Here is a 14,185-nt window from a genome sequence, read left to right on the forward strand (position 1 = left end):
GCGGCTTAGGAGAACAACATGCAAGTAATCTTATTGGAAAAAGTAGCAAACCTGGGTTCCCTGGGTGACGTGGTTAAAGTGAAAGACGGTTACGGCCGCAACTTCCTGATCCCACAAGGTAAAGCAAAACGCGCGACCGAAGCGAACAAGGCAGTGTTTGCTGCTCAGCGTGCCGAGTTGGAAAAACAACAGGCAGACCTGTTGGCCGCAGCACAAGCGCGTGGCGAAAAACTGGCTGGTTTTGTCCTGACAGTCGCTCAAAAGGCGGGTGTGGATGGCCGTCTGTTCGGTTCCGTGACTAACATGGACATCGCGGAAGGCTTGCAAGCACAAGGCCACGAAGTGAAAAAAGCGGAAGTGCGCCTGCCTAACGGCCCACTGAAGACCATTGGTGATTTCGCTGTGAGCGTGGCATTGCACCACGACGTAGTGGTTGATATCACTGTGACTGTGACGCCAGAAGCCTAATCAGGCATCTGCATGCATGACAGGAAAAGGCTACTTCGGTAGCCTTTTTGCTTTTTTGCCACAAAGCGTTATTTGATAACGTACCAATAAAGTACATGAGGTTTTTCTCTGTCTCCTCTGCGATCTCTGTGGCTAAAGTATTTTTAATCTTTCATCTGTTCTGAAACCCAAAAATGCCAGTCAGCTTTTCGGTATAATCGCCAGATGGCTGATGAACAACTCGAATTCTTAAAACTCCCTCCACATTCCATTGAAGCTGAGCAGTCCGTGCTGGGCGGCCTGTTGCTGGATAACGAAGCGCTGGACAAGATTGCCGATATTCTGGCCCCTCAGGATTTCTACCAGCATGACCATAAATTGATTTATGAACATATTGCACGGCTGATTGAGCGCAACCAGCCAGCCGATATTGTGACGGTTGCTGAATCGCTTGAAAACAGTGGTGAGTTGACCACGGTTGGTGGTGTGGCTTATCTGGGTGCGCTGGCGCAAAATACGCCCACCGCTGCCAATATCCGCCGCTATGCCGAAATTGTGCATGAGCGCTTTGTCATGCGCCAATTGGTTGCAGTGGGCACTGATATTGCCGAAAGTGCTTACCAACCGAATGGTCGCGATGCACAGCAGTTACTGGATGAAGCCGAAGCCAAGATTTTCCAGATTGCCGAGGGTGGTAACCGCAAGAGCCAGGGCTTTTTGGGCATGCAAGTGCTTTTACCACAAGTGGCTGACCGCATTGACTACCTGTACTCACGCGAAAATCATTCTGATGTGACGGGGATCCCCACCGGCTTTACCGATCTTGACTCCATGACTTCAGGCCTGCAAGGCGGTGACATGGTGATTATTGCCGGTCGTCCGTCCATGGGTAAGACCGCGTTTGCAATTAATATTGCTGAGAATGTCGCGCTTGAGACCAATAAAGCGGTCGCTATTTTCTCGATGGAGATGGGGGCGACGCAGTTGACCACGCGTATGATCGGCTCAATTGGCCGCCTCGATCAGCACAAAATGCGTAACGGTAACCTTGAGGATGAGGACTGGGAAAAGCTCACCACCGCGCTGGGTAAATTGAACGAGGCGCCGATTTATATTGATGAAGGGGCCGGTTTAAGCAGCTTTGACGTGCGGGCGCGTGCCCGTCGCTTGCATCGGCAAACAGGCGAACTTGGTCTGATTGTGATTGACTATTTGCAGTTGATGAGCTCACCAGCCGGCCGTCAGGGCGAAAACCGTGCAACCGAGATTTCAGAAATTTCACGTTCGCTGAAGGCGCTGGCCAAAGAACTCAATGTGCCGCTGATTGCGATTTCGCAGCTTAACCGTAGCGTGGACCAACGGCCAGACAAGCGCCCGGTGATGAGTGACTTGCGCGAATCCGGCGCGATTGAACAAGATGCTGACTTGATCATGTTCGTGTATCGCGATGAGTATTACAACCCGGACAGTGCTGAAAAAGGCACGGCCGAGATTATTATCGCCAAACAGCGTAACGGCCCGATTGGCCGGGTGCGCTTGACCTTTATGGGTGCGCATACGCGTTTTGCCGACTATGCGAACGCGGCCTACATGCCGGACGAGTATTAATGCGTCCGATTGTTGCTCATCTGTCTTTAGCTGCGCTTAGACACAATCTGGCGCAGGTCAAACGTTACGCGCCAGCTGCGAAGATCATCTCCGTTGTCAAAGCTAATGCTTATGGTCACGGTTTGCTCAATGCGGCACAAGGGCTCAGCGAAACAGATGCTTTCGCTGTGCTCAATCCTAGTGAAGCCATCGCGTTGCGTGAAGCGGGTTATACGCAGCCCATATTGTTACTTGAAGGGGTGTTTGCGCCCGAGCAATTGCTTGAGGTCGACAGATACCGGCTGGATATTGTCGTGCACCAGATGCAGCAGATTGCCTGGTTGCAGCAGGCCGCATTGAGTGCCCCCATTCGAGTGTTTCTCAAGTTAGATAGCGGCATGCACAGGCTTGGCTTGTCGCCAGCCGAGTATCCGCAGGCGTTATCTGCTCTTGCTGCATGCGCCAATGTGTGCGAGATCGTCATGATGACGCATTTTGCCAATGCGGATCTCGCGGATGGCGTTGAGCAGGCCATGCACACCGTGGAGGCGGTCATGGCCAATCAGCCTTATGCGCGCTCCCTGGCGAATTCGGCTGCCGTGATTCAGCAGCCGCAAACCCATGCCGATTGGGTGCGGCCTGGGATCATGTTGTATGGTGCCTCGCCGATTGCCGACCAGCATGCTTCCATGCTGGGCCTGAAACCTGTCATGACCTTGCAGTCCGCTATTATTGCCTTGCAGTCAATTCAGGCCGGGGAAAGTGTCGGATATGGCAGCTTGTTTACCGCAGATCAGCCGACCAAGGTCGGGATTGTCGCTTGTGGTTACGCCGACGGCTATCCCCGACATGCGCCAACAGGGACGCCGATTGCCGTTAATGGTCAATTGACCCGTACGCTAGGGCGCGTGTCTATGGATATGCTGGCGGTAGATGTCACCGGTATCCCTGACGCAACCGTTGGCAGCATTGTGGAATTATGGGGTGAGCAAGTCCCTGTAGATGAGGTTGCGCAAGCAGCGGGGACCATAGGCTACGAATTATTATGTGCGGTCACCGCCAGGGTCCCGTTCAAGCACTATGGCTAAAGCAAAAACACAATACACCTGCACCGAATGCGGTGCCACTGAGCCTAAGTGGCAAGGGCAGTGCCCGAGCTGCCATGCCTGGAACACGCTGGTAGAGACGGTGCCAGAAGCGGCAACGACAAGCCGGTTTGCCAGTCTGGCGCCAACGGCCCAATTACAAAAACTGGCTGATGTTGAAGCGCAGGATGTGTCCCGTCAGGCGACCGGCATTACCGAGTTTGATCGGGTGCTGGGGGGCGGGCTGGTGGCGGGCGGTGTGGTCCTCATCGGTGGCGATCCTGGCATTGGTAAATCGACCTTGTTGCTACAAACCGTGTGCAACGTTTCGCAATCGCTCAAAGCGTTTTATATCAGCGGTGAGGAGTCTGCGCAGCAGATTGCCATGCGGGCACATCGCCTGGGGCTGGATGCGAGCCAGGTCGATGTGCTGGCGGAAATCAATCTCGAAAAAATCAGCCAGGTACTGCAGCAGCATCAGCCGGACGTGGTGGTGATAGACTCGATTCAGACCGTGTATTCCGAGGCTTTGCAGTCTGCACCAGGCTCGGTGGCGCAAGTGCGTGAATGTTCTGCGCAACTCACTCGGGTGGCCAAGCAACTTGGGATCAGCATGATTCTGGTTGGTCATGTGACCAAAGAAGGCTCGCTGGCGGGCCCGCGTGTGCTGGAGCACATTGTCGACAGCGTGCTGTACTTCGAGGGCGACCAGAATTCGAGTTTCAGGCTGATTCGCGCGTTTAAAAACCGGTTTGGTGCGGTCAATGAACTCGGTGTGTTTGCCATGACCGAAAAGGGTCTGCGCGAAGTCAGCAATCCTTCCGCCTTGTTTTTATCGCACCATGAATCACCAGTACCTGGCTCTTGTATCACTGTCACGCAAGAAGGCACACGGCCTTTGCTGGTCGAAATCCAGGCGTTGGTGGATACGGCACATGCGCCCAATCCCAAGCGCTTGTGTGTGGGTCTGGAGCAGAACCGGCTGGCTATGTTGCTGGCAGTGTTGCATCGACATGCAGGCGTGGCCTGTTATGACCAGGATGTATTTATCAATGCCGTCGGTGGTGTCAAAATCAGTGAACCTGCGGTGGATCTGGCAGTGTTACTGGCGATTGTTTCATCGTTGAAAAACAAACCGTTGCCAAACAAGCTGATTGTCTTTGGTGAAGTGGGCTTGGCTGGCGAAGTGCGGCCCGTGCAGCGGGGCCAGGAACGTCTTAAGGAAGCTGCCAAACTGGGCTTTACCCATGCCATTATCCCCAAAGCAAATGCGCCCAAAGGCGGCATTGCCGGTATGCAGGTTGAGGCCGTGGATAGGCTGGAACATGCCATAGACGTCATGCGTGCATAAAAAAATGGCAACGATAGATGGGAGTCCTATCGTTGCCTAAGGATGAGGTTGCCCAGAAGAGGGTAGGCAACCACAGGGAAGTCGGTTCACTCAAGCGGCTTGATGGCCGTGTCAAAAAAACTCGTTTTGATTCGGGTTATCTGTCTTTAATTTTTCTATATTTCTGGCTGTTCTTTGTTTTACAGACAGGTCCCGCGCGAGTGGATCCTGGGTGAGTTGGTGTTGGCTCAGTTTCTCCTGGCAATCGCGCAAAGCCTGCTCGTTATCAGCCAAACGGATGCACTCTGCATGTTCGCCCAGTTGTTTGAGGATGCGTACTTTTTCCCCTGTCAGGTTTGCGTAATCTTCTGTCGGTAATATATCTGAAGCGAAGATTGACATGTGGACGAATAAGCCGGTGGCCATGACGGTCGCATATTTCATGCTTAACTCCTTTCAATCAATGACATTGAAAACAGTATAAAAAACCCACTGGGTTATGTCAGTTACAAAGGCCGCGCATTTTGTAGGCATTTGTAGCGAGTTCGATACAGAGCAGAGATCGCGTGCATCACCAATAATTTTAATTTATATAAAAGTAATTGTCATAAAAATTTAATGCAACTATTCCTACAAAATGTAGGCCAAAATAAAGTCAGATTCACAAAAATATGACAATAAGATGACGATATGTATTAAAGGAGAAAAAATAATGAAAAAAATCATTTTTCTTTTGCCACTGTTAATGACGGCTTGTGCCAGTGTCAGCCCGCAGCAATATACAGGCAACAATGGTAAAACGGGCTATACCCTGACATGCAGTGAATTCAACACGACCTGGGAGCAATGCCAGCGCAAGGCGGGTGAACAGTGTGCCGGGGGGTATGAGCTAGACAAACGTTTGTCTTACACCGAAACATTCCCTGATAGCGGTGATGGGATTTACAGACCAGCGAATAATCACCTGGCGGTGGTGTGTAAAGGCTAATCGCCTGTCTTGGCGCTGCTAGCCCAGTAATCGCGCAATTGCTTGCGCAGCGGCCTCGCCGCTACGGATCGCACTTTCTATGGTGGCCGGATAAGGGCTCGCGACATAGTCTCCGGCTAAAAAGATGCGGGCATGTGCGGTTTGAGGGCCAGGTCGCTTTAAAGCCGGGCTGCAACTGAAGGTGGCGCGTTTTTCTGTGATGATTTTTGTCCACAGAGGCGTTTGCTGCAATGCCATGTCGTAGTTGCCGAGCGCAGCATTAATCTCATTGAGGCAATGTGTGACCAGGACGGCCTTGTCCATCTCAAAGGGCGCATGCGCACTGATGACTACTGCGAGCAAGCCGGCCTGGTCACAGCACTGCCCGCGGTCAAACACCCATTGTGCCCAGCCGCCGCATAAGCCCATGATGGGGTACGGCAAGCGCACCTGATCGCTGAATTGCAGGTAAATGGTGGTAATGGGTTGATACTCGCGCCAGGGCAGCGTAGGTGCGCCTGCGATGGTTTTCAGTTGGTGTGGTCCGACCGCAAGCACCATCGCATCAAACACTTCTTGTTGCTGATGCGTCAGTTTGCAACCATGCTCAAAAGCCTCGATGGCGGTGACAGTGGTCCCCAGCCTGACTGCAACCCCTTGTGTTTGTAACTGCGTTAACAGCGGCTGAATAAGGGCGGTGGACAAATCAGATCTGGCCACTAGAAAGTCACTGTCCTGACGACGATGCTGAAAACTATCCCTGAGTACATTTAAAAATACCTGTGCACTGGCAAGCGCTAGCGGCGTGTTCAGTGCAGCCAGGCATAAGGGCTCCCACAAGTACTTGATCGCCAGTGGCGTTTGTTGTGCTTGAGCCAGTAAGCCGGATACCGGCATATCCTGCGCAAGCGTAAAAGCGGTTTTTTGTAACTGCCGCATCCAGCAGATGGCGCGCCATTTACTTTGCCAGTCCAGTCCAGTCGCGGTGATTAACCCCCACAGCAGATGCAGCGGGGCGGGTAGCCATTCTGGGGTGACCAGCGAAATACGATGCTGGCCATCGTGCATGTGCAATGCCAGCGGCAAGCGCCTGAACACATGCCTGTGATCCAGGCCGGCATCGCGTAGCAAGGCCAGCGTGGCATGATAGGCGCCCAGGCAAAGATGTTGGCCGTTATCCAGCGTGGTTGAAGAGTGCGATACCCCACGTGCACGGCCACCTGCCTGCGGGGCGGCCTCAAAGACGCATACTTGATAGCCTTGCTGACCTAAGCGCAAGGCCGTAGACAACCCGGCCAGACCGGCGCCAATCACCGCTACTCTGCGAAGCTTCGCGGTGGCGCTAACGGTTGGGGATGTTTTCTGACTAGCCCTGGATAACACTGCACTCATGAACGGCGGGATTTAAACCAGGCGCCCAGCGCCAAGGTGAGCTTTCTAAATGGCGGTAACGCAATTTTATGGTTAAGTACCAGGTTGGGATCTTGTTTGATTTCCTGCAGCAGTGTTCGGTAAATGGCCGCCATCATCAATCCTGGTAATTGGGCTTTCCGATCTTCTGGCGGGAGCTGCTGCAGGGCTTTGTCATAAAACAGTTCTGCGCGGGCAATCTGCTTGAGCAGCAAGGCCTGCGTTTGCGGCGTGGCTTCGCTATTAAGCAGTTGTTGCTCGGTGACACTGTCACGCTCCAGCTCATCCAGTGGAATATAAATGCGTCCGCGCCGCGCATCTTCGCCGACATCGCGGATGATATTGGTCAGTTGAAACGCCATGCCCAAGTCATGCGCGTATTGCAAGGTTGCCGGATTTTTATAGCCAAAAATTTGCGCTGACAGCAAGCCGACCACACTTGCTACACGGTAACAGTACAGGCCCAGCTGTTCAAAATCCGCATAGCGATTGTATTGCGTATCCATTTGCATGCCATCGATGATTTCAATGAAATGGCTTTCTTGCAAACCATAGGTTTTGATGACGGGCTCTAAGGCTTTCGTCACAGGATGTTGCGGCGTGGCATGAAACAGCCGCTCAACTTCCTGTTTCCACCAGCCAAGCTTGGTTTGGGCGATCTGGTAGTCGGTACACTCATCCACCACATCATCCACTTCGCGGCAAAAGGCATACAGCGCCGTCATCGCCTCGCGCTTGGCTTTGGGTAAAAAAGCAAAACTCAGCGTGAAGCTGGAACCGCTTTCACGGGTTTTTTGCAGGCAATATTGTTGCGGCGTCATTGTTTAAACAGGGCTTTCAGCAAAATCAGTGGCCAATCATAGGCTTTCAAGGTCGGGCGGTGATGGTAAATATCGCCACGACAGGATTTTAATTTATGCACGATACGTTCGCCACCGGCAATCATCATGCGCAACTCAAAACCGATCCGTCCAGGTAGGGCGCGACCTAACGGTTTGCCAGCCTTTAACATGGCCTCAGCACGCCCCACTTGTGTCAAAAAGAACTGTTGCCAGTGGCTGTCCAGCCGTTGTGCACGCAAATCCTGCTCACTGATGCCCGCCGCCAGCATGTCCTCCTGACTCAGGTAAATCCGTCCGACGGCCCCATGTTTTTGCAGGTCTAGCGCAATGTCCTGATAAAAGTTAATCAGTTGCAGCGCGCTGCATATTTGATCGGACCACAGCCGGTGTTGCGTGCTGTCACTGCCATACAATTGCAGCATTAGGCGGCCGACCGGATTTGCCGAGCGGCGGCAATAATCCAGTACTTCCTTAAAGTTAGCATAACGGGTTTTCACCACATCCTGTTTGAAAGCATCGATGAGGTCGATTAACAGTTGAACATCGAGAGTGTGAGTCCGGATCACCGCTTGCAACGATTGAAACAATGGCTGTGAGGGCTGTATATAGGCCTGAATCAATAATAACTCATCTTCATAAGCCTGCAGGGCTTGCAGGCGCTCTATTTCGCTCGCGTTGCCTTCGTCTGCAATATCGTCTGCCTCGCGCGCAAACTGGTAAATGACCGTCACTGCATGACGTAAATGGGCCGGTAACAGCAAGGATGCAACCGGAAAGTTTTCGTAATGCGTGTGTGCAAGTGTCAGGCTAGGTTGGGGCTGGGCGGGCTTGGAAAAGGCATGCATGGCTTAAGTATGCCATAAATCCATGATACGCTTACGCCTTGCAGATGAACAATCATAAAGAGAACTTATGTTAGGCATTATTGGGGGCACTGGGCTCACCGCACTGGATAATTTGAACATTTCTAAGCGCTTGATCGTACGCACGCCATATGGGGAACCTTCGCAGCCCTTAGTCTTTGGCGAAATCAATGGCAAAGAGGTGGTGTTTTTAGCCCGTCATGGTGGTGGGCATACGATTCCGCCACATGCGATCAATTACCGGGCCAATGTCTGGGCCCTGCATTCGGTCGGCGTCTGTGATTTGCTTGCAGTGGCCACGGTGGGCGGCATTACGCGTAATCTGATCCCGGGAGATATCGTCTTGCCTAACCAGATACTTGATTACACTTATGGCCGCAATAACACCTATCACGATGGCATAGAGCTGCCTGTGCGGCATGTAGACTTCACACAACCTTATTCACAAGCCATGCGTGAACGCTGTCTCAAAGCCGCTGCCGATGTGGGCTGCAGCGTGGTGGATGGCGGTGTGTATGCTTGCGTGCAAGGGCCGCGGCTAGAGACCGCCGCAGAGATAGACCGCTATGAGCGGGATGGTGCCACCCTTGTCGGTATGACCGGCATGCCGGAAGCGGTATTGGCGCGTGAATTGGGCGTGTCTTATGCGGCCATCTGCCCGGTAGCCAATTTTGCGGCTGGTCGCGGCGATAGTACACAATCTATCCAGTTTGAGCAGGTCATGCCTTTGCTGCAGCAAACCATGGATAAAGTCCGTGCCGTCATTGCGCAATACCTGTCAGATAATGATTGTTCTGTGGCTTAAACGGCAGTCAGAGGAGCAGAAATGGCAGTCAAACCTGTGCTGAGAATGGGCGAGCCTATACTTTACCGGGTAGCAGACAAGGTCACCGAGTTTGATACGCCCGAGTTGCATGCCTTGATTCAGGATATGCACGACACGATGACGCACATGCAGGGCGCAGGCATTGCCGCGCCACAAATTGGTGTCAGCTTGCAGGTGGTGATGTTCGGCGTCGGTGCCAATCCGCGTTATCCGGATGCCGAAGCCGTGCCTTTTACGATTTTGATCAACCCCGAACTCACACCTGTGGATGAGGCAGAAGAAGAGGGTTGGGAAGGGTGTCTGTCTGTGCCTGGCATGCGCGGCCTGGTGCCGCGTTATCAGCACCTGCATTACCGTGGCTTTGACCCGCAAGGTAACGTGATTGACCGCACGGTGAGCGGCTTTCATGCGCGGGTGGTCCAGCATGAATGTGACCACTTATTTGGTGTGCTTTACCCCATGCGTATCCGTGATCTGACAAAATTTGGCTTTAATGATGTACTTTTTCCTGGAATAACGCTTCCAGATGACTGATTGTTTGCTATAATGCGCGCTTTCGGGAAGAGTGGCAGAGCGGTTTAATGCAACAGTCTTGAAAACTGTCGAGGGTTCACGCCCTCCGTGAGTTCGAATCTCACCTCTTCCGCCAGACATGAAATGCCGCAGTTTTGCGGCATTTCTATTTGCAGTTTTTTATATTTACATGAAGGAACCGTCATGGCTCAAATCATTATCGATAGCAACCCATCCCAAGAGAAATTGAACGAGCTGGGCGTGTCCAGCTGGAACATTTGGGATTGCCCTCCATCAAAATTCCCACTCGACTTCACCATGACTGAAAAAGCCTATGTGTTGGAAGGTGAATTCAAAGTGACGCCAGCTGGTGGCGAAACTGTTACCATCAAAGCGGGTGACTACGTAGAGTTTCCAAAAGGCCTGAAATCCCAGTGGGAAGTGGTCAAGCAATTGAAAAAACACTACAAACACTTTTAATTGAAGTGGGCGTATGATGAAAACCCTGTCAATCCGGCAGGGTTTTTTGTTGATGGGCCTCCGTTCCCGTAAGCAGGAAAGGAATACACATGAGTCATCATCCAGTGAATCAAATTAAGGTCGAGCGTCCCTCTTCAGAGAGACTGGCCTTACTCGGAGTAGATCAGTGGCCAACCTGGTCAAAAGAAGTCTCTATTTTCCCCTGGCAATATAGCACTAGCGAGATTGCTTATATCTTGCAGGGGGAGGTGACCGTGACACCTAAAGATGGCGAGCCGGTGAATTTTGGGGCGGGTGACTTAGTCACCTTTGCCAGTGGGCTGGATTGTGTGTGGGAAGTCAAACAGCCGTTGAAAAAGCATTACCATTTTGAGTGAGCTGGCTATATTTGATGGAGTGCTTGCGTCAAGTTGGTGATGGATGTTGCATCAAGCAGGCCGTTATTACACGCAGAGATCAAGAAACTATCTTCTACCCGGTTGCCCAAGGTATTGATCTTGGCATTATGTAATGCAATGCCATGTTGCTGAAAAATCAGCGCCATACTGGCCAATAATCCTGGGCGGTCATTGGCGATGATATCCAGCTGTTGAAAAGGCTGGTCTGCGTCCTGTGGATTGGGCACGGCTTTAAAACTCACTTGCGTGCTAATCGGCATATGTTTGACTTGCCTGCTGACCCGGCCGCGAATTGGCGCGGGAATCGCCTCATGGCTGATCAATTGCGTATTCAACCCTTGTTCAATATGCTTCAATAAGCCGTTATAGCTGATCTGCCGTGTTTCAGGTTCCAGCACAATAAAGTTATCCAGGGCATAGCCGTGAGCGGTGGTGTAAATCTTGGCCTGCACAATGTTGTATTGCATGCTGTCAAAAAAATGGCAGATACGGGCAAAAATCTCTTTTTGATCTCGGCTGTAGATCATCACCTGAATGCCATCCCCTTTGGGGCTGAGCCGGGCACGCACAATGGCTTGTTCGGTATTGAGATGCGGAATCAGTAAGCGGCTTTGCCAGGCGATTTCATCACTGTCAAAACGACTGAAATAGCCATTGCCAAAGGCTTGCCACAGGGCTGCGACGGAAGACTCTTTGAGGTTGAAACTGCTAAGTTTCTGCAACACTTCCTGCTTGCGTAAGCTGAGCTGGGCTTCGGTATTCAGTGATTGTTGCAGCACTCGCCGCGTTTGCAAAAACAGGCTCTCGAGCAGCTTGGCCTTCCACGCATTCCACACGTTCGGGCTGGTGCCACGAATGTCGGCCACCGTCAGTAAGTACAACGCTGTCAGGCGATATTCTGTCCCCACCAGATGCGCAAAGGCTTCAATCACATCGGGGTCGGATAAATCACTTTTTTGTGCCGTGCTGGACAGTTTTAGATGTGCCTCAACCAGCCAAGCGACTAGCTCTGTATCCGTTTTGCTTAAGCCATGTTGTTTGCAGAATCGGCGCGCGTCCAGGGTGCCCAGCAGCGAATGATCGCCGCCACGGCCTTTGGCAATGTCGTGAAAAATGGCCGCCAGATAGAGCAAATGTGGCTGGCTGAATGCATTAAATAGTTGGCTGCACAGCGGAAATTCGTGTCTCAAATCGGGTTTGGCAAAGCGTCTGAGGTTGCGCAAGACATTCAGCGTGTGCTCATCTACCGTATAGACATGAAACAGATCATGCTGCATTTGTGCGATGACGCGGCCAAATACCGGGATATAGCGGCCAAGGATGCCATAACGGTTCATGCGTCGCAGGCTGCGGTGCACACCTTCGCGGCTGTGCAAAATCTGCAGGAATAAGGCTTTGTGATTGGCGCGTTGTCTGAATTGATGGTTGATCAGCGGCTGTGCCGCCTGCAATGCACGTACGAGCGGCGCACTAAAGCCGGTAATTTCCGGGTATTGTTGCAGGAGTTGAAAACATTGCAAGATGGTTTCTGGCTTGCGTTGAAACAGGTCTGGCGCATTTGCACTTAGCAAGCCCTGAGACAGGCTAAAGTCTTCTGTTAATGCTTGCGGCGGCTTGGTTTCTGGCTGAATGCGTGCATGCAGTAATTTCAGCAGGACTTCATTTTCTATGATGACCGCTTTGGCACTCCGGTAAAAGCCTTGCATTAACTGTTCGCTGGCACGTTTTTGCGGATTGGTCTCATAGCCCATCTGCTCCGCCAGCGTGTTTTGAAAGTCGAATACCAGGCGGTCTTCCCGACGCTTGGCCATCAGGTGCAGGCGGATGCGCAGATTTTGCAGCAAACGTTCGTGTTTTTTGAGTTGAATGGCTTCATGCCGGCTTAATAACCCCGCCTGGGCAAGCGCGTTCCAATCACTGCCCAAGCCCTGGCTTTGCGCGACCCAAAGAACCATATGCAAATCCCTGAGGCCGCCTGGACTCTCTTTGACATTGGGTTCTAGGTTGTAAGCCGTGTCATGAAATTTGGCATGACGGATTTGTTGCTCACGCAGTTTTTCAGCAAAAAAACGGGCTTGGTCCAGCTGTGCATGCAGTAACTGCGTCAGGGACTGGAAAGTTTTTTTGTCTCCGCTCAGCCAGCGGGCTTCCAGCAGGTTGGTCATGATGGTGACATCCAGCTGCGCTTCGTCCAGGCACTCTTTGAGGCTGCGCACGCTATGACCGATATTGAGACCAATATCCCACAAGGTGCCAATCAGCGATTCAACCAGCGTCTGTAGCGCAGCATCGCTGTTTTCCGGCATCAGGATCAGCAAATCAATGTCCGAGTAGGGAAACATATCGCCACGGCCATAGCCGCCGACCGCAACCAGGCAAGCACTGTCTGGCAGGGCATAAGCCTGCCAAATCTGTTTAAGCAGTAGATCGAGTGAGCGCGTATGTTGTTGTAGCAGGCGTTTGGCTTGCGGCTTGGCCAGATAAGCATCGGCCAGTTGTTGACGTGTCAGTTGTACTGACGCTCGCCAATGCTTGAGATGTTCCTTGCCAATGACTGTCATGCGGGACTGACCATCGACATGCGTGCCTTAGAGCGTGGGCCGGGCTGGCGTACCCGCTGAGACGGTCATGATTTCAAAGCCCTCTTCAGTGACGAGTACGGTATGCTCCCATTGTGCCGACAAGCTACGGTCCTTGGTGACCACGGTCCAGCCATCCGGCATGAATTTGATGTCGCGGCGTCCAGCATTGATCATGGGTTCGATGGTAAAAATCATGCCAGGCTTGAGCGTCAAGCCTGCCCCGGGTTTGCCATAATGCAACACCTGGGGTTCGCAATGAAATTTTTTGCCGATGCCATGGCCGCAGAACTCACGCACAATGCTGTAACCATTTTTTTCGGCAAATGACTGAATCGCATAGCCAATATCGCCCAACGTGTTACCAGGCTTGACCTTTTCTATGCCGCGCCACATGGCTTGGTAGGTGAGGTCGCACAGCCGCTTGGCCTGTGGTGAGACACTGCCGACCATAAACATGCGTGACGTATCGCCATGATAGCCGTCTTTGATGACTGTGATGTCCAGGTTGACGATATCACCATTTTTCAGCTCTTTTTCGCTAGGGACCCCATGACAGATTTGCTGGTTAATCGAGGTGCAAATAGACTTGGGGTAGGGTGCATGGCCATCTGGTGCATAGTTTAATGGGGCCGGGATCGCTTGCTGTTCATTGACGATGTAATCATGGCAAAGCTGGTCCAGTTTGTTGGTGGTCACCCCCGCCACGACAAACGGTGTGATGTAATCCAGCACTTCTGAGGCCAGACGACCTGCGATGCGCATTTTTTCAATTTCTTCGGGGGTATGCAGAACAATTGCCATAAACGAGTGACCGCTCTTACGTTAATCCGTTTCCCAGACAGGCTTTCGGAATCA

15 protein-coding genes and 1 tRNA gene are annotated in these 14,185 nt (G+C 52.2%); 10 read left to right on the plus strand and 6 right to left on the minus strand.

The window, feature by feature from the left end; translation table 11 throughout:
• Positions 1–18 precede the first annotated feature (18 nt).
• The 4 genes from rplI (at position 19) to radA (ending at position 4,470) form a co-directional block, all read left to right on the plus strand.
• Positions 19–468, plus strand: coding sequence for a 50S ribosomal protein L9 (rplI, locus tag ACT53G_RS05270; protein WP_194748038.1), 450 nt, complete (start codon positions 19–21; stop codon positions 466–468).
• A 204-nt stretch (positions 469–672) separates the two neighbouring features.
• Positions 673–2,055, plus strand: coding sequence for a replicative DNA helicase (gene dnaB, locus ACT53G_RS05275; RefSeq protein WP_194748036.1), 1,383 nt, complete (start codon positions 673–675; stop codon positions 2,053–2,055).
• Positions 2,055–3,122, plus strand: coding sequence for an alanine racemase (gene alr / locus ACT53G_RS05280; RefSeq protein ID WP_275355659.1), 1,068 nt, complete (start codon positions 2,055–2,057; stop codon positions 3,120–3,122). Before dnaB ends, alr begins: the two co-directional genes overlap by 1 nt.
• Positions 3,115–4,470, plus strand: coding sequence for a DNA repair protein RadA (gene radA / locus ACT53G_RS05285; RefSeq protein ID WP_476168882.1), 1,356 nt, complete (start codon positions 3,115–3,117; stop codon positions 4,468–4,470). Before alr ends, radA begins: the two co-directional genes overlap by 8 nt.
• 111 nt (positions 4,471–4,581) lie before the next feature.
• Here radA and ACT53G_RS05290 read toward each other — a convergent pair whose 3' ends face one another.
• Complete coding sequence (locus ACT53G_RS05290) at positions 4,582–4,893, minus strand: hypothetical protein (RefSeq protein WP_476168883.1); 312 nt, start codon at positions 4,891–4,893, stop codon at positions 4,582–4,584.
• A 268-nt stretch (positions 4,894–5,161) separates the two neighbouring features.
• Between ACT53G_RS05290 and ACT53G_RS05295 the strand changes: the two genes are divergently transcribed.
• Positions 5,162–5,437: a hypothetical protein gene (locus ACT53G_RS05295; protein WP_275355654.1), complete on the plus strand. Its 276-nt coding sequence runs from the start codon at positions 5,162–5,164 to the stop codon at positions 5,435–5,437.
• Positions 5,438–5,455: 18 nt separating this feature from the next.
• On the opposite strand, the gene hpnE is transcribed toward ACT53G_RS05295, so the two are convergent.
• The 3 genes from hpnE to hpnC are packed head-to-tail and all read right to left on the minus strand — an operon-like array spanning position 5,456 to position 8,513.
• Positions 5,456–6,808 (minus strand): hydroxysqualene dehydroxylase HpnE, encoded by a 1,353-nt coding sequence (hpnE, locus tag ACT53G_RS05300; protein ID WP_476168884.1) that lies wholly within the window; start codon positions 6,806–6,808, stop codon positions 5,456–5,458.
• Positions 6,805–7,647 (minus strand): presqualene diphosphate synthase HpnD, encoded by an 843-nt coding sequence (gene hpnD, locus ACT53G_RS05305; RefSeq protein WP_275355651.1) that lies wholly within the window; start codon positions 7,645–7,647, stop codon positions 6,805–6,807. The genes hpnE and hpnD overlap by 4 nt, the downstream gene beginning before the upstream one ends.
• The gene (gene hpnC / locus ACT53G_RS05310; RefSeq protein WP_476168885.1) at positions 7,644–8,513 is read right to left on the minus strand and encodes a squalene synthase HpnC; all 870 of its coding nucleotides are present in this window, start codon (positions 8,511–8,513) and stop codon (positions 7,644–7,646) included. The genes hpnD and hpnC overlap by 4 nt, the downstream gene beginning before the upstream one ends.
• A 67-nt stretch (positions 8,514–8,580) precedes the next feature.
• Here hpnC and ACT53G_RS05315 point away from each other — a divergent pair, with 67 nt between their 5' ends.
• The 5 genes from ACT53G_RS05315 (at position 8,581) to ACT53G_RS05335 (ending at position 10,727) form a co-directional block, all read left to right on the plus strand.
• Positions 8,581–9,336, plus strand: coding sequence for an S-methyl-5'-thioinosine phosphorylase (locus ACT53G_RS05315; protein ID WP_194748021.1), 756 nt, complete (start codon positions 8,581–8,583; stop codon positions 9,334–9,336).
• A 21-nt stretch (positions 9,337–9,357) separates the two neighbouring features.
• Positions 9,358–9,891 carry a peptide deformylase gene (gene def / locus ACT53G_RS05320; RefSeq protein ID WP_275355647.1) on the plus strand — a complete coding sequence of 178 codons (534 nt, stop codon included), beginning with the start codon at positions 9,358–9,360 and terminating at the stop codon, positions 9,889–9,891.
• Positions 9,892–9,916: 25 nt separating this feature from the next.
• Positions 9,917–10,006, plus strand: a tRNA-Ser gene (locus tag ACT53G_RS05325).
• 68 nt (positions 10,007–10,074) lie between these two features.
• Complete coding sequence (locus ACT53G_RS05330; RefSeq protein ID WP_194748017.1) at positions 10,075–10,350, plus strand: cupin domain-containing protein; 276 nt, start codon at positions 10,075–10,077, stop codon at positions 10,348–10,350.
• Between the two features lie 89 nt (positions 10,351–10,439).
• Positions 10,440–10,727, plus strand: coding sequence for a cupin domain-containing protein (locus ACT53G_RS05335; protein ID WP_476168886.1), 288 nt, complete (start codon positions 10,440–10,442; stop codon positions 10,725–10,727).
• 5 nt (positions 10,728–10,732) lie between these two features.
• Here the strand turns inward: ACT53G_RS05335 and ACT53G_RS05340 are convergent, their stop codons facing one another.
• Both ACT53G_RS05340 and map read right to left on the minus strand, forming a co-directional pair.
• Entirely contained in the window at positions 10,733–13,309 is a 2,577-nt protein-coding gene (locus ACT53G_RS05340) for a [protein-PII] uridylyltransferase (RefSeq protein WP_476168887.1), read from the minus strand.
• 27 nt (positions 13,310–13,336) lie between these two features.
• Positions 13,337–14,131 carry a type I methionyl aminopeptidase gene (map, locus tag ACT53G_RS05345; protein ID WP_275355642.1) on the minus strand — a complete coding sequence of 265 codons (795 nt, stop codon included), beginning with the start codon at positions 14,129–14,131 and terminating at the stop codon, positions 13,337–13,339.
• Positions 14,132–14,185 lie beyond the last annotated feature (54 nt).

It is taken from the genome of Methylophilus sp. DMC18, from assembly GCF_056314005.1.

Excerpts from the sequence above, each read along its gene's own strand:
- ACT53G_RS05330 (WP_194748017.1), top strand. The coding sequence starts at position 10,075 with ATGGCTCAAATCATTATCGATAGCAACCCATCCCAAGAGAAATTGAAC.
- hpnE (WP_476168884.1), bottom strand. The coding sequence starts at position 6,808 with ATGAGTGCAGTGTTATCCAGGGCTAGTCAGAAAACATCCCCAACCGTT.
- ACT53G_RS05340 (WP_476168887.1), bottom strand. The coding sequence starts at position 13,309 with ATGACAGTCATTGGCAAGGAACATCTCAAGCATTGGCGAGCGTCAGTA.
- alr (WP_275355659.1), top strand. The coding sequence starts at position 2,055 with ATGCGTCCGATTGTTGCTCATCTGTCTTTAGCTGCGCTTAGACACAAT.
- dnaB (WP_194748036.1), top strand. The coding sequence starts at position 673 with ATGGCTGATGAACAACTCGAATTCTTAAAACTCCCTCCACATTCCATT.
- rplI (WP_194748038.1), top strand. The coding sequence starts at position 19 with ATGCAAGTAATCTTATTGGAAAAAGTAGCAAACCTGGGTTCCCTGGGT.
- ACT53G_RS05290 (WP_476168883.1), bottom strand. The coding sequence starts at position 4,893 with ATGAAATATGCGACCGTCATGGCCACCGGCTTATTCGTCCACATGTCA.
- ACT53G_RS05315 (WP_194748021.1), top strand. The coding sequence starts at position 8,581 with ATGTTAGGCATTATTGGGGGCACTGGGCTCACCGCACTGGATAATTTG.
- map (WP_275355642.1), bottom strand. The coding sequence starts at position 14,131 with ATGGCAATTGTTCTGCATACCCCCGAAGAAATTGAAAAAATGCGCATC.
- hpnD (WP_275355651.1), bottom strand. The coding sequence starts at position 7,647 with ATGACGCCGCAACAATATTGCCTGCAAAAAACCCGTGAAAGCGGTTCC.
- def (WP_275355647.1), top strand. The coding sequence starts at position 9,358 with ATGGCAGTCAAACCTGTGCTGAGAATGGGCGAGCCTATACTTTACCGG.
- radA (WP_476168882.1), top strand. The coding sequence starts at position 3,115 with ATGGCTAAAGCAAAAACACAATACACCTGCACCGAATGCGGTGCCACT.
- hpnC (WP_476168885.1), bottom strand. The coding sequence starts at position 8,513 with ATGCATGCCTTTTCCAAGCCCGCCCAGCCCCAACCTAGCCTGACACTT.
- ACT53G_RS05295 (WP_275355654.1), top strand. The coding sequence starts at position 5,162 with ATGAAAAAAATCATTTTTCTTTTGCCACTGTTAATGACGGCTTGTGCC.
- ACT53G_RS05335 (WP_476168886.1), top strand. The coding sequence starts at position 10,440 with ATGAGTCATCATCCAGTGAATCAAATTAAGGTCGAGCGTCCCTCTTCA.